At 66.3% G+C, this 13,374-nt stretch carries 12 protein-coding genes and 1 rRNA gene; 1 reads left to right on the top strand and 12 read right to left on the bottom strand.

From position 1 onward, the window contains the following. Window positions 1-15 precede the first annotated feature (15 nt). From AC1DRE_RS19490 to AC1DRE_RS19470, 5 genes are all read right to left on the bottom strand, one after another. Window positions 16-1,041, bottom strand: coding sequence for a hypothetical protein (locus AC1DRE_RS19490; protein ID WP_476986157.1), 1,026 nt, complete (start codon window positions 1,039-1,041; stop codon window positions 16-18). 2 nt (window positions 1,042-1,043) lie between these two features. After that, entirely contained in the window at window positions 1,044-1,463 is a 420-nt protein-coding gene (locus AC1DRE_RS19485; protein WP_476986208.1) for an RNA polymerase sigma factor, read from the bottom strand. 188 nt (window positions 1,464-1,651) lie between these two features. Next, entirely contained in the window at window positions 1,652-2,707 is a 1,056-nt protein-coding gene (xerD, locus tag AC1DRE_RS19480; RefSeq protein ID WP_476986156.1) for a site-specific tyrosine recombinase XerD, read from the bottom strand. Next, complete coding sequence (locus AC1DRE_RS19475; protein WP_476986155.1) at window positions 2,707-3,369, bottom strand: NUDIX domain-containing protein; 663 nt, start codon at window positions 3,367-3,369, stop codon at window positions 2,707-2,709. The genes xerD and AC1DRE_RS19475 overlap by 1 nt, the downstream gene beginning before the upstream one ends. 27 nt (window positions 3,370-3,396) lie before the next feature. Further along, on the bottom strand, window positions 3,397-5,205 hold the full coding sequence (locus AC1DRE_RS19470) for a CTP synthase (protein WP_476986154.1): 1,809 nt from the start codon (window positions 5,203-5,205) through the stop codon (window positions 3,397-3,399). A 78-nt stretch (window positions 5,206-5,283) separates the two neighbouring features. Between AC1DRE_RS19470 and AC1DRE_RS19465 the strand changes: the two genes are divergently transcribed. Continuing rightward, window positions 5,284-5,802, top strand: coding sequence for a DUF2867 domain-containing protein (locus AC1DRE_RS19465; RefSeq protein ID WP_476986153.1), 519 nt, complete (start codon window positions 5,284-5,286; stop codon window positions 5,800-5,802). A gap of 22 nt (window positions 5,803-5,824) precedes the next feature. Here the strand turns inward: AC1DRE_RS19465 and recN are convergent, their stop codons facing one another. The 7 genes from recN to rrf all read right to left on the bottom strand — a co-directional run bounded on the left by recN (window position 5,825) and on the right by rrf (window position 13,266). Further along, window positions 5,825-7,564 (bottom strand): DNA repair protein RecN, encoded by a 1,740-nt coding sequence (gene recN / locus AC1DRE_RS19460; RefSeq protein ID WP_476986152.1) that lies wholly within the window; start codon window positions 7,562-7,564, stop codon window positions 5,825-5,827. Between the two features lie 3 nt (window positions 7,565-7,567). Next, a complete protein-coding gene (locus AC1DRE_RS19455) occupies window positions 7,568-8,590 on the bottom strand; it encodes an NAD kinase (protein WP_364128490.1) in 1,023 nt (340 codons plus the stop codon). A 13-nt stretch (window positions 8,591-8,603) separates the two neighbouring features. After that, the gene (locus tag AC1DRE_RS19450; RefSeq protein ID WP_476986151.1) at window positions 8,604-9,416 is read right to left on the bottom strand and encodes a TlyA family RNA methyltransferase; all 813 of its coding nucleotides are present in this window, start codon (window positions 9,414-9,416) and stop codon (window positions 8,604-8,606) included. 2 nt (window positions 9,417-9,418) lie between these two features. Beyond that, on the bottom strand, window positions 9,419-9,679 hold the full coding sequence (locus tag AC1DRE_RS19445) for a hypothetical protein (RefSeq protein ID WP_476986150.1): 261 nt from the start codon (window positions 9,677-9,679) through the stop codon (window positions 9,419-9,421). A gap of 22 nt (window positions 9,680-9,701) precedes the next feature. Beyond that, window positions 9,702-10,694, bottom strand: coding sequence for an HAD-IIA family hydrolase (locus AC1DRE_RS19440; protein ID WP_476986149.1), 993 nt, complete (start codon window positions 10,692-10,694; stop codon window positions 9,702-9,704). Between the two features lie 6 nt (window positions 10,695-10,700). Beyond that, on the bottom strand, window positions 10,701-12,503 hold the full coding sequence (locus AC1DRE_RS19435) for a hypothetical protein (RefSeq protein ID WP_476986148.1): 1,803 nt from the start codon (window positions 12,501-12,503) through the stop codon (window positions 10,701-10,703). A gap of 646 nt (window positions 12,504-13,149) precedes the next feature. Then, a 5S ribosomal RNA gene (rrf, locus tag AC1DRE_RS19430) occupies window positions 13,150-13,266 on the bottom strand. Window positions 13,267-13,374: the final 108 nt, after the last annotated feature.

The raw sequence follows: 13,374 nt of genomic DNA, 5'->3' as shown, positions 1-13,374 counted from the left end.
GTAACCCGGCCGGGTTCAGCCAGCAGTGATCTTTAGCGACGTGATCATGCGTTTGGCGTCGAGGTAGGCGGACGTCTGCATGTATGCCTGGGCTTCGGCAACGCTGCTGAACGATTTGGCACCCGTTGCACCCTCCGGCGAAGGAGCGGAGTTCACCTGCAGCGAGTCCGCGAACATGTAGACCGGCGACTCCTGGGGGCCGTTCACCACGTTGTAGAACATGCACGACTGTCCATCTGCACCGGCCCTGCGGGTGGTGATGCCGAACGATGCGTTGACGCCGGATCCGGTCTCGAGGGCACGGAAGGTGAATCTTGGTGTGACCTCACTCGCGCCGGAGTTGTAGGGCAATTGCATCTCCACGGTGTCCAGGACGGTGTACGCCCGGGGTTCGCTGCTGCACGCGCCGCCCAGGGCACCCCCGGTATCACCGTAGACGAGGTCCGCGACGGGTTTGCCGGCACTGTCGGTCACCTGGAGCTTCACAACGTTGCCCACTCCGTCCCCCGAGAGCGGCACCACCTTCCAGCCTGCCGGGTGGTCAAAGGCGACCTTTCCGTTGGCGCTGGCGAAGGTCTGCCAGGCTGCTGCTGGCGGCACAGACGACGGCGCCGATGACTGTGCTGCGGACGCCGACGGTGAGGCCGGGGTTGTTGCCGCAGTGGCAGTCTGGCTTGCAGACGGGCTGGGCGAGGGAGCTGCATCGCTGGCCGTGTTGCTGGCGGCCGGTCCGGGCGACGGAGAGTTAATGGCACCCATGTTGCCGGCCACTACCGCCAGTGTCACCACGGCCGCCGCTGCCAGTCCCGCGACGCCGGCGCGAATAGCGGTGCGGCGTTTGGACTGACGTGCACGGTCCAGGGAAGTAACGCCGTCGCCGTCGCCGTCGGTGAAGGTGCCGGAGAAGGTGCCGGAGAACGTGTGGGAAGCCTGTGCCTCCGGTTCGCCGCCTGCCGGCCCAGGGTTGGCCGGGACGGACTGCTGCCGGGGACCGGGAATCTGCGGTTTTGCGTTTTTCATGAGCTGTTCGATCCGATCCATGGCTAGGCCGTCCTTTCGTTCATCAGGTGTGCCGGGACCACGCCGGCGAATGCTTTCCTGGCTCTGTGCAGGCGGACGCCTGCAGCGGAGGTGGAGCAGCCGAGGCTTTCGGCGAGTTCAGCTGTGGTGAGCCCGTCCCAGTAGGCGAGCATCAGGACCTCCCGATGCTTCTCATTCAGCTTCGCGAGGACGTCTGCCACCGCGTCGCTTTCATTGTCAGTGGTCGCCGCTGCGACCCTCGCCCGCTCCTGCAGACCTTCCCGCAGCAGCTGCTGGCGGTTGCGGCCCTTGTATTCGTTGGCCACAACGTTCCGGGCGGCCGCGATGAGCCAGCCAATCCCGGGTTCTTCCGGGAGGTCTTTCTCCCAGGCAATCCTGAAGACGTCCCCGGCGAGCTCCTCCGCCCGGTCTGTATCGCTGATTCGATAAGCGATGTACCGGTAATACGTCCGAAGTTCTCCGAGTGCAACGCCGTGAATGAGCGTTCCCTTGTAACCAACATTCCTCCCCCAAATATCCTGTTACTCACGTGCTAACCGTTAAGTGTCTGGCGGGGGCACAGTTATTACATTCGGCGGAAAAATAATTCTCCCCTGCGTCGCCGAGGAGTTCAGCCGAGTGCGCGGGGGTGGGCTGCGGCGTAAATCTCGCGGAGGGTATCGGCAGTGACCAGCGTGTAGACCTGCGTGGTGGTGACCGAGGCATGTCCCAGAAGTTCCTGGACCACCCGGACATCCGCCCCGCCTTCCAGCAGGTGCGTGGCAAAGGAATGGCGGAGGGTGTGGGGGGAAACGTCCTTGGTGATGTTGGCCTTGTCCGCCGCGGCTTTGAGGATGGTCCAGGCGCTTTGCCTGCTGATGCGACCGCCACGGGCGTTCAGGAACAGCGCCGGCGTGCCCTTGCCCTTGGCGGCGAGCAGCGGCCGTCCGCGCACCAGGTAGGCGTCAAGGGCACGTGCGCCGTAGGAACCAAGGGGCACCAGGCGTTCCTTGGACCCCTTGCCGAACAGCCTGACGATCGCCGGGCCGGCCTGGTCCGGCTGCAGCGAAATATCGTCGACGTCCAGGCCCACCGCTTCACTGATGCGCGCGCCGGTGGAATAGAGGAATTCGAGCAGGGCCCGGTCCCTCAGGCCTGTTGCCGTGTCCGTGCCGGCCGCTTCGAGGATCCGGGTGACCTCGTCGACGCTGATGGCCCTGGGCAGCCGCTTGCCGGGCATCGGCGGATGGACATCGCTGGCGGGATCCGCCGTCGTGATTCCTTCCAGGGCCCAGAACTTGTGCAGGCCACGGACAGCCACCACAGTCCTTGCAGCGGACCTGACGCCGAGGGCTGTCCCGCCGTCGGAGCCGTCGGCGAGTGCCTGCACGAACCCGGTGACGTGCCGGCGGGTGACGTCACCCGGGCGCTCGGGGCCGTGCGCGGCGAGGTAGTTTGCGTAGCGGGCAAGGTCCCGGCGGTAGGCGGAGAGCGTGTTTGCAGCGAGCCCGCGCTCCACGCCCATGTGCTGGAGATAGTCATTGACGGCGCGGTCAATGGCATTGCGCGGCCGGTCAGCCTTGCCGGGCTGCGCCGGTGCCGCTTTCAAAGCCGGGGCAACGGGAGGTTCCGCCAGTGCGTGCTCGGCCCCGGAGCGTTCCGGCGCGGGAGTGACGGTGCTGCCCATCAACGCTGGCTGGGATGGGCGGGCCAGGGGGCGTTTGCCGGACGCAGATGCTCGAAGCCGTCAGCACGGGCAGCCGCCGCGGCAAGAATCCCGACGACGGCGGACGGGTTGTGCAGCCGGCCCGCCAGGACGGCCGCCACCGCTTCGTCCAAAGGCGTCCAGTGCAGTTCAATCTCCGCTTCCTCATCCGTGCGCACGTGGAGTTCGTGATCGGGTACGTCGCTCAGGCCCCGGGCCAGGTAGATACGGATCGCCTCGCTGGAGGACCCCGGTGAGTTGAAGAAGTCCACCAGCACGTTCCAGGTCCCGGCCACCAGGTCCGCTTCCTCGGCAAGCTCGCGCGCGGCGCCCACGACGAAGTCCTCGCCCTCGACGTCCAGCAGCCCGGCCGGGATCTCCCACAGGTCCATACCCACGGGATGCCGGTACTGCTTCATCAGGAGCACCTCGCCGGCGTCATTCATCGGCAGGACAGCCACCGCCCCCGGGTGGTCGATGTAGTCACGGACCAGTTCGTCGCCGTGTTCACTGAGCTGGAAGCTGTCGCTGACAACGTCCCAGATGCGTCCTTCGTACACCTTCCGGGACGACAAAAGACGGCGCGGGCTCGGCGCATCCGAAACCTGCCGTGCAGCATTGGGGGTTTCAGGCATACCGGGCATCGCGCCGTCCTTTGATTTAGTTGGGGTTTACTTGGCCGGGACCTTGCGGGCAGTGCCGCCGGTCTCAGCCGGTGTTACCGCACTGCCTGTTTCCGCACTGCCTGTTTCCGCACCCTTGGCGGCAGGAAGGACGTCCCCGCCCCTCTGGTGGTCCAAGGCAGCCTTGACCAGGCCCGCGAACAGCGGGTGCGGCCGGGTGGGCCGGGAGCTGAGCTCGGGGTGCGCCTGCGTGGCCACATAGTACGGGTGGACTTCACGGGGAAGCTCCACGTACTCCACAAGCTTGCCGTCCGGGGATGTTCCGGAGAACACGAGGCCCTTCGCCGCGATCTGGTCACGGTACTTGTTGTTGACTTCGTAGCGGTGACGGTGGCGTTCGCTGACGGTGGTCTTGCCGTAGGTCTCGGCAATCACGGAACCTTCGTCGAGCTTGGCTTCGTAGAGTCCAAGGCGCATGGTTCCGCCAAGGTCGCCCTTGCCGTCGACGATGTCCAGCTGCTCTTCCATGGTGGCGATAACCGGGTACTTGGAGTCCGGTTCGAATTCGCTGGACGATGCGCCTTCGAGTCCCACCACGTTCCGGGCGTACTCAATGACCATGCACTGAAGGCCCAGGCACAGGCCCAGGACCGGCAGCTTGGTTTCGCGGGCGAACTTCAGCGCGCCAAGTTTGCCTTCGAGCCCGCGGATGCCGAACCCGCCGGGCACGCAAATGGCATCAACGCCAAACAATGAGTTGACCGCACCCTCGTGGGTTTCGCACTCGTCTGACGGCACCCAGCGGATCTTGACCTTGGTGTCGTTGGCGAAGCCGCCGGCACGCAGGGCCTCAGTGACCGACAGGTAGGCGTCCGGCAGATCGATGTACTTGCCGACCAGGGCGACTTCAACCTCGTGCTTGGGGTTGTGCACCGCTTCGAGCAGCTTGTCCCAGCTGGTCCAGTCAACATCCTTGAACGGAAGATCCAGGGCCCGGACGATGTAGGAATCCAGGCCCTGCGTGTGCAGGGTCTTCGGGATGTCGTAGATGCTCGGGGCATCCGGGCAGCCGATGACAGCGTCGATGTCGACATCGCACATACGGCCGATCTTGTCGCGCATCGGCTGCGGGACTTCGCGGTCCGAACGGATCACGATCGCCTCCGGCTGGATGCCGATGGAGCGCAGGGCGGCAACGGAGTGCTGCGTGGGCTTGGTCTTCAGTTCCTGCGACGGGCCAATGTACGGCACAAGGGAGACGTGCAGGAAGAAGACATTTCCGCGGCCGATGTCCTGGCGCACCTGGCGGGCGGATTCGAGGAACGGCTGCGACTCAATGTCGCCTACGGTGCCGCCGATCTCGGTGATGATGACGTCCGGAGCGTTCTTGCCCTCGGCGGGCAGGCGCATCCGGCGCTTGATTTCATCGGTGATGTGGGGAATGACCTGGACAGTGTCGCCGAGGTACTCGCCGCGGCGTTCCTTGGCGATGACCGTGGAGTACACCTGGCCGGTGGTCACGTTGGCCGAGCCTTCGAGGTTCTCATCGAGGAAGCGCTCGTAGTGGCCGACGTCGAGGTCCGTTTCGGCACCGTCGTCAGTCACGAAGACTTCGCCGTGCTGGAAGGGGTTCATCGTGCCCGGATCCACGTTCAGATAAGGATCGAGCTTTTGCATAGTTACAGACAAACCGCGTGCCCGCAGCAGGTGTCCGAGGCTCGAAGCCGTCAGTCCCTTGCCTAGCGAGGACGCCACACCGCCGGTGACGAAGATGTGTTTGGTCGTCTTGGACGAGCCCGGGAACCGGGAATTTACACGGGAATTTGATCGCTGCACCACGGAATTCGAGCCTATCATCAATTGAGCCTTCCACGGGTCGAAAATCGGATTCCCCAAATGCCTCAGTCTCCCGTGCCGTCCCCCTACTATCAAGGGGTGACCACCGAGGATCTGTCCGGCGAAACCCGGGAACACCCGCAGGAGCTGGCCCGGGCGGGCTCCAGCCCCATCTTCAGGTCCCTCGCGCTCGACTCGATCCCGGTCCCGGACTATGCCGATGTGATTGTGGTCCCAGTACCGGCGGGGTGCCCTTCCGATCCGCGGGTCTGGGCGGAGACGCTCTTCTCGCCGCAGTCAATGCCGGCATGGGTGACGGCACTGATGGGCCTGCGCCAGGCCCTGGTGGGCCTGGTCGGAATCAACAGGGCGCCGCAGGGTGTCTTCGCCGTCTCGGATGTCCGCGGCGAGGAGGCGCTCATCAGCGCCGACGACAAGCACCTGGACTTCCGCTGCGGGGTGGCGTTCGACGCCGGAGCCCGGCTCCTTCGGGTCACCACCACAGTGCGGCTCAAGGGCTGGCGGGGCCGGCTGTACTTCGCGCCTGTCCGCGTGCTGCATCCCCTGGTGGTGCACGCGATGATAGTCCGGGCGGCGGGCCGCCTGCAGCACCCTTAGGCCCCGCCTCCGACCTCCGCGTTCAGGCCCGCTGGGGCAGCAGCTTGGCGTCGTCCAGCAGCTCCTGGGCGTGCGCCTGGGCTGTCTCGGAATCCTCCTGGCCGGCAAGCATCCGCGCGAGCTCCTTGACCCTTTCGGGGCCATCGAGCAGCCGCACGTCGCTGGAGGTGAACCCGGTGGCGGTGCCGCCGTCGGCCCCCCTGACCGATGTTTTGGTGACGGTGATGTGCTGGTCCGCGAACGCGGCGACCTGAGGCAGGTGCGTGACCACCAGGACCTGCACATGCCGGGCCAGCATGGCCAGCCGGCGGCCGATCTCGACGGCGGCCCGCCCGCCCACGCCGGCATCCACTTCGTCGAACACAAAGGTGGGCACCGGATCCACTGCGGCGAGCACCACCTCGATGGCCAGCATCACGCGGGACAGTTCACCGCCTGAGGCGCCCTTGCCCAGCGGCCGGGCCGGCGCGCCGGAATGGGGCTGGAGCAGGAACGAGATCTCGTCGGCGCCGTACGGCATCAGCTGGGCGGCCGGCTCGATGGTGATCACCAGAGTCGCGTCGGCCATGGCAAGGGCCTTCAGTTCGGCGCTGACCCGTGCCGAGAGGTCCTTGGCGGCCTTGCCCCGGACCTTGCTGATCGCGGCGGCCTGCTTCTTCAGTTCCGCCTCGGTCAGGGCGACTTCCGCCTCGAGCGCCTCGATCCGGGTGGAGTCGTCCTGCAGTTCGTCGAACCGGACGCGCGCGTTCTCCGCCCACACCAGGACCTCGTCGATGCTGGGGGCATACTTGCGGACCAGCTTGGCCAGGGCGGCCCGCCGGTCCTCGATTTCCGCGAGCCGCTCCGGACCCTCAGAGTCCAGTCCTGCCTGGTAGCTCGCCAGTTCCGTGGCGATGTCGTTCAGCAGGAAGCCCACCTCTGCCAGGCGGGCGGCGGCCGCGCCGAGTTCGGCGTCGTGCTCGGCCACATGTTCCAGGGTGCGCTTCGCCGCGTCCACCAGGGTGGTGGCGTCGCCCTCATCACCGTAGTCCTCCGCGATGAGCGCCTGGTGCGCGGTGTTCGCCGCGATCCTGAGCTCTTCGACGTTGGCCAGTTTCACGGCCTCCGCCTTGAGGGACTCGTCCTCCCCCGGCTGCGGGTCCACCTCGTCGATTTCAGCCAACGCGATCTCCAGCGACTCTGCCTCCCGCAGCCTGTCCCGGGCCGCGCCCCGCAGCGAGTCCAGTTCCGCCTGGCTGGCTTTCCAGTGGCTGTACAGGGCCTGGTAAGTACCCAGCGGGCCGGCCAGGGTGTCGCCGGCAAACTTGTCCAGGGCACCGCGCTGGGCAAGCGCCCCCTTCAACCTGATCTGGTCAGACTGGCCGTGGACCACCACCAGGCTCTCGCCGATCTCGGCAAGGACCCCCACGGGGGCGGCGCGGCCGCCAAGGTACGCACGGCTGCGTCCGTCCGCACCCAGGCGACGGGCAAGGATCAGTTCAGCGCCGCCGTCGAACTCCTCCACCTCCGCACCCGCCTCCAGCGCGCGTACGACGGCCACGTGTCCGGCGTCGAGTTTGAGCACGGCCTCCGCGGAGGCGCTTTTCGCGCCGCTCCGCACGGCGCCCGCATCCGACCGGGCACCCAAAAGGAGCCCGACGGCGGTGACCACCATGGTCTTGCCGGCGCCGGTTTCACCGGTCACGACGCTGAGGCCCGGGCCGAGCGGGAGGGTTGCGTCGGTGATGACGCCGAGGTCGCGGATTCTCAGTTCTTCAAGCATGGTTCACTTCGCAGTCGTCGGATCAGTCTCGGACGTCCCGGCGGGCCGGGGACCCGCAGGCGGCACCATGGGCCTGGGGGTACGGATGATGGGTACGGGCCCGGTATGGACGGACTCTGCCTGGGGCATGGGCCCGCGCCAGCCGTGGATGGGGAGCTGGAACTTACGGACCAGCCTCGCCGAAAACGGTGTCTGGTGCGTCCGCGCCAGCCTGACCGGCGTGGCCGAGCGGGTCACTTCGACGCGGGCGCCCGGCGGGAGGTCCACCGAACGGCGGCCGTCACACCACAGCACACCCTGGGCATCGGTCCGGTTCAGGACCTCCACGGCCAGCCTGGAACGGGGCGAGACCACCAGCGGCTTGGCGAACAGCGCGTGGGCGCTGATGGGAACAATCACCAGGGCTTCCACTTCGGGCCAAACCACCGGGCCGCCGGCGGAGAAGGCGTACGCGGTTGATCCGGTGGGCGTAGCCATCACCACGCCGTCGCAGCCGAACGATGTCAGCGGGCGCTCATCCACTTCGGTGACCACTTCGAGCATCCGTTCCCGGTTGCCCTTCTCGATGGCGGCCTCGTTCAGGGCCCACGTGTGCCAGATTTTCTGTCCCCTGACCCAGACCTGAACGTCGATGGTCATCCGTTCTTCCACCGTGTAGTCGCGGCTCGCGATCCATTCCACGGTCTGGGCAAGGTCGGCACGTTCGCTTTCGGCCAGGAAGCCAACATGGCCCAGGTTGACGCCCAGTAGAGGCACATCCACTTCCCTGACGAGTTCCGCGGCCCGGAGGATGGTGCCATCCCCGCCGAGGACCATGACCAGCTCGACGTCGGGAAGCTGGATGTGGTCGTGGAGGATCTCCACGGGGTCTTCGAGCCTGCCGAACAACCCCTCCATGTCCTCGAGCTCTGATTTTTGCATCACGGGGACAATGCCGGAGGCATGCAGCTGGATGCACGCCTCCCAGGCAGCCTTCAGTGATTCCTCGCGGCCGGTGTGGGCAAGGACCAGTACACGCCTGCTCATCGGGTTCCGCTTTCTAGTGGTTCGGCCAGATTGTTCCGAGCAACGCAGCAACGGCTGCGTCCCGCTCTTCGATCTTAGGCAAGTCTGTGGTGATCCTGCGCTTTATCCACAGGAAGTATTCGACGTTTCCGTCCTGGCCTGGCAGCGGGCTCGCCGCGAGGCCGTGCAGATCCAGTCCGGCGTCGAGCGCCGCATTGGCGACTTTTTCTACCGCCATCCGGCGTTCGCGCTCGGAATTCACCACTCCGGTGCGGCCCAGGCGGTCCTTGCCGATCTCAAACTGCGGCTTGACCATCAGGACGAGGTCGCCGCCGGGATCCGTGCACGCCGCAAGCGGCTCCAGGACAAGGGTCAGCGAGATGAACGACAGGTCCGCGACCGTCACCGCGGCCGGGCCGCCGATCTGGTCCGGCGTCATGTAGCGCACGTTCAGGCCCTCGTGCACCGAGACCCGTGGGTCGTTCCTGAGCTCGGGAACCAGCTGGCCGTGCCCGACGTCGACAGCGACCACGTGTTCCGCGCCGCGCCGCAGCAGGACCTCCGTGAAGCCGCCGGTGGAGGCACCGGCGTCCAGGCAGCGTTTTCCTTCCGCGGTGACTTCCGGGAAAGCGTCCAGTGCCCCGGCCAGTTTGTGGCCGGCCCGGCTCACGTAGGTGTCCTGACCGTCGTCGGCGATGTCCAGCGGTGTGAGGTCGTCCACCTGGGTGGAGGCTTTTGCGAATACGGTGCCGTCCGAGCTGACTTTGCCGTCGGCAATCAGTCGCGCGGCATGGGTGCGTGATCTCGCCAGTCCCCGGGTGACGAGCATTTGGTCCAGCCTGGCCATCCTCAGTCGTCACCCGCAGCCGACGGGTCGTCTTCGTTCAGGGCGTCCAGCAGTGCATCGTGAAGCGCAGAGTAGGCCTCCGCGTGCCCGCCAACGGGCAGCTCCGGAATGTCGGCCAGGCGGCCCAGCACAGCGGCAACTGTGGCGTCCTGCACTGCGCCCGTGTTGTGGCTGGCCGGCTCGCCGTCGCCGGCCGGAGCTGCAGGCCAGCTGACCCCAGCCCGATCTGAGTCCGTTTCCGGAAAATTGTTCAGCTCGGTCATATTCCCAGTCTAGTGAGTCGGCCTAGTGCGTCAGCCACTCGACGGCCGGCGCCAGAGGAGCGGCCGCCTGCGGATTGGCTGTCCACCACGCCGAGCAGGCCGCGCGCCACGAGTCGAGGTCCCCCGGAACTCCACTGATGTGGACTGCTTCCCCCCGCACGACGGCGGAGGCCGCACCGCAACGGAACGTGCCGCCGTCGTGCTCCTCTACAACGGAGTACGGGCGGTACAGATCGCTGAGGTCATTGATGAGGTAGTCAGGCCGCTCGGCCGTGCGGGCGGCGAGGATCGACTCGCGGGTGTCGACGCCGGTGAGCACCGCCACGGTGGCGAACCCGGCGTTGTTCCCGCCGAGGATGTCGGTGTCCAGCCTGTCGCCGACCACGAGCGGCCGCTCGGAACTGAGCCGCTTAGCGGCGGTGCGGAACAGCGGGGCCTCGGGTTTTCCGGCAACCAGCGGCCGCTGCCCGGTGGCCGCCGCGACGGCAGCCACCAGGGTTCCGTTGCCCGGAGCCATGCCGCGGGCCTGCGGGATGGACATGTCCGTGTTGGTGGCCACCCAGAGGGCACCGCCGGCAATGACGTACGAGGCTTCGGCGAGGTCTTTCCAGCCGATCTCGGGATTGAACCCCTGGACCACGGCCACCGGATTTTCCTTGGCGCTGTGAACCGGAGTCAGCCCCACCAGCTCCACCTCATGTGCCAACGCCGGGCTGCCCGTTATCAGCACCCGGGCCCCTGCCGGGAGGAGGCCGGCCAGCAGCTCGCCGGCAGCCTGCGACGAACTGACAACCTGTTCGTCTTCTGCGGGAGCGCCAAGATCCCGCAGGTGAGCCGCCACCTGCGCGGGTGTCCGGGAGGCGTTGTTGGTCACGTAGCCAAGCCCGACGTCGATTCCGGCCAGCTGGCGGAGTGCCTCAACGGCACCCGGAATCGCGTGGGGGCCGGCATAGACAACACCGTCGAGGTCCGAGAGCAGGGCGTCGAACCTTGAGATCAATGAATCAGCGCTCATGCGCGGCTATTCCTTCCCGCTGGCCGACTGTGCGGAATCCGAATCGCCGGCATCGTGGGCGCCTTCGTCGGTGCCGGCTTCATCGGTGCCGGCCTCATCGGAGCCGGCCTCATCGGTGCCGCGGGCCTCGAACTCGTCTTCCTCCACGGAGTCCTCGTCCGATTCAGCGTCGTCGGACTCAAAGTAATCAGACTCGGCGTCGTCAGAACCTTCATCGAGAGCGGCGGCGTCCGACGCTGCGGCCTCGACAACGGCTGCCTGAGTTGCGTCCGGAACGGCTGCGGAGGGGGCGGGAGCGCTGTCAGCCTTCTGTTCGGCGAGCAGGCGGCGCCGTGCTTCCTCTTCGCGGGCTTCCTCTTCCTCGTCCCAGCCGAGGTCGATGATGTCGGGTTCCTCGTCGGCTCCGAGACCGAGCGCATTCTCCGCAACAACGGCCTGGCGCTGCCACTTCCCGGCTTCCTGTTCGCGGCCCACAGCTGCAAGGGCATCTGCGTATGCGCGGAAAAGCCGCGGGCTGTAGGAGAAGGCGCGGTTGATGTCCAGCTGGGCGATTTCCAGTTCGGCCACGGCAGCATCCAGCTGGCCAAGGTCCGTGCGGGCGCCGGCGGCCACGATGGCCAGTTCAACCTTGCCCGGTGCGTCGAGGTCGTTGGCCTCCTCGGAACGTGCGACATCGAGGGCGCGGTCGGGACGGCCCAGGCCCCGCTCGCAGTCGGCCATAACAGGCAGGTGCACGTTAGAGCCACTGATCCGGCGGTAGGTGCGGAATTCCCGCAGGGCTTCGCCGTAGTGGCCCGCAGCGTAGGCGGTCAGACCCACGGCTTCGCGGACTGCAGACAGGCGTCCGCCACGGCGGCTGGCGGCCAGGGCGTGCTGGAACGCGAGTTCCGGTTCTTCGTCGATGAGGCGCCCGGCCATTACCAGGTGGCGCGCAACCCACTCTGCACTTTTGGCTTCGAGGGTCTTGATCTCGTGTTTGGTAGCGCGGTCCAGCTCCTGGCCCGTGACGTCATCGTCGATCTGGGGAGAACGCTCACGGTCGGGACGGTTGGCACTGCGCAGGTCGCGGGCGTTCGGGACGCGGGTGGGACGGTCCTCGGGACGGTCACGGCCGAACTCGCGAGGGCCTGATTCGCCACGGTCAAAACTCCGTGGTGCACGCTCCTGGCGGTCACCGAAGGGCTTGCGGTTGTCGCCGCCGCCAAAGCTACGACGTTCGCCGTCGCCTTCACGGGACGGACGCTCACCGAACGGCTTACGGTCACGATCACCGGCACCGAAGCTGCGACGTTCGCCGCCACCCTCACGGGACGGACGCTCACCAAACGGCTTACGGTCACGATCACCGGCACCGAAGCTGCGACGCTCACCGCCACCCTCACGGGACGGACGCTCACCAAACGGCTTACGATCACGATCACCCGCACCAAACGGCTTACGATCACGATCACCCGCACCAAAGCTGCGGCGCTCACCGCCACCCTCACGGGACGGACGCTCACCAAACGGCTTACGGTCACGGTCGCCTTCACGGGACGGACGCTCACCAAACGGCTTACGATCACGATCACCCGCACCAAAGCTGCGACGCTCACCGCCACCCTCACGGGACGGACGCTCACCAAACGGCTTACGATCACCGGTCCCTTCGCGCGACGGACGCTCACCGCGGTCATCCTTGGCCCGGAATCCGCGGGGATCGCCACCTGAATTATTTGATGCCCGGAACGGGCCCCCACCTGACGGTCGGCCGCCGCCGTAACTGCCGCGATCCTTGCCGCTTCGATTTCCGCCGTTGTGCTCAGCCATGTTGGATTCCTCCTGTTGTGAGCCGACCACTGGCGCAATCGCAGCCGCTCTTATCCGTGCTTCGTTATCCTACGCAACCCGAAATAAAGCGCTTCCAAGTCCGTACATCTCATGCAATTCTAGGCGAGTCACCGCTCACGAACTAACCGCACCGGACCCGCAAGGCACTCTCGTGTCAAGCCTCACAGGGCCAACGAATCCAGCTCAATGATGAACGAGTTCCGCCTCCGGTCCGGCAGTCACTCCCAGACCGACTGGACCTCAGCCGCGCCCCAGGGCAACAGGGGAACGGGTTCGCGGATCCCAGCCAAATCTCAGGGCGACGCTCTCTCACTTTTTGCGGGGAATTCGTGGATGCTCTCTCAGTTTTCGGGGGATATTTCGTGGATGCTCTCTCAGTTTCCGTTGAGTGACGACGGCGGTGGCAACCTTGGGTGCCCGGCCGGCCTGTGGAGGGGGTGAGAGGGGGTTGCCCGGAAGGGGCCCGGGATGTGCGGGAGGGTCCTGGTTTTTGGTGCAGGATGTGCGAGAGGGTCCTGGTGTTCCGGGGTCCGGTGTGGGTGGTTGAACGGGGTTGTGGGTTTGGCGGGGTGGTTAAAGTGGGAGAGCCTCCAGACTGTGTCTGGAGGCTCTCGACCTAATGGTTGTCCGGCGGTGACCTACTCTCCCACACCCTCCCGGGTGCAGTACCATCGGCGCTGTGGGTCTTAGCTTCCGGGTTCGGAATGGGACCGGGCGTTTCCCCCACGCTATGACCGCCGTAACCCTTCTACCCGGACCCCGGCAKGTGCGGGGGTTGGGAAAACTTTGTGGTTACAACATTAGTGGTGTTGTTATTTAGTTGTGGTTGTGTTCCCTGCAACGAAACCGT

The organism is Arthrobacter sp. P4_H3, from assembly GCF_056400885.1.
This window is presented reverse-complemented; position numbering and strand designations above follow the sequence as displayed.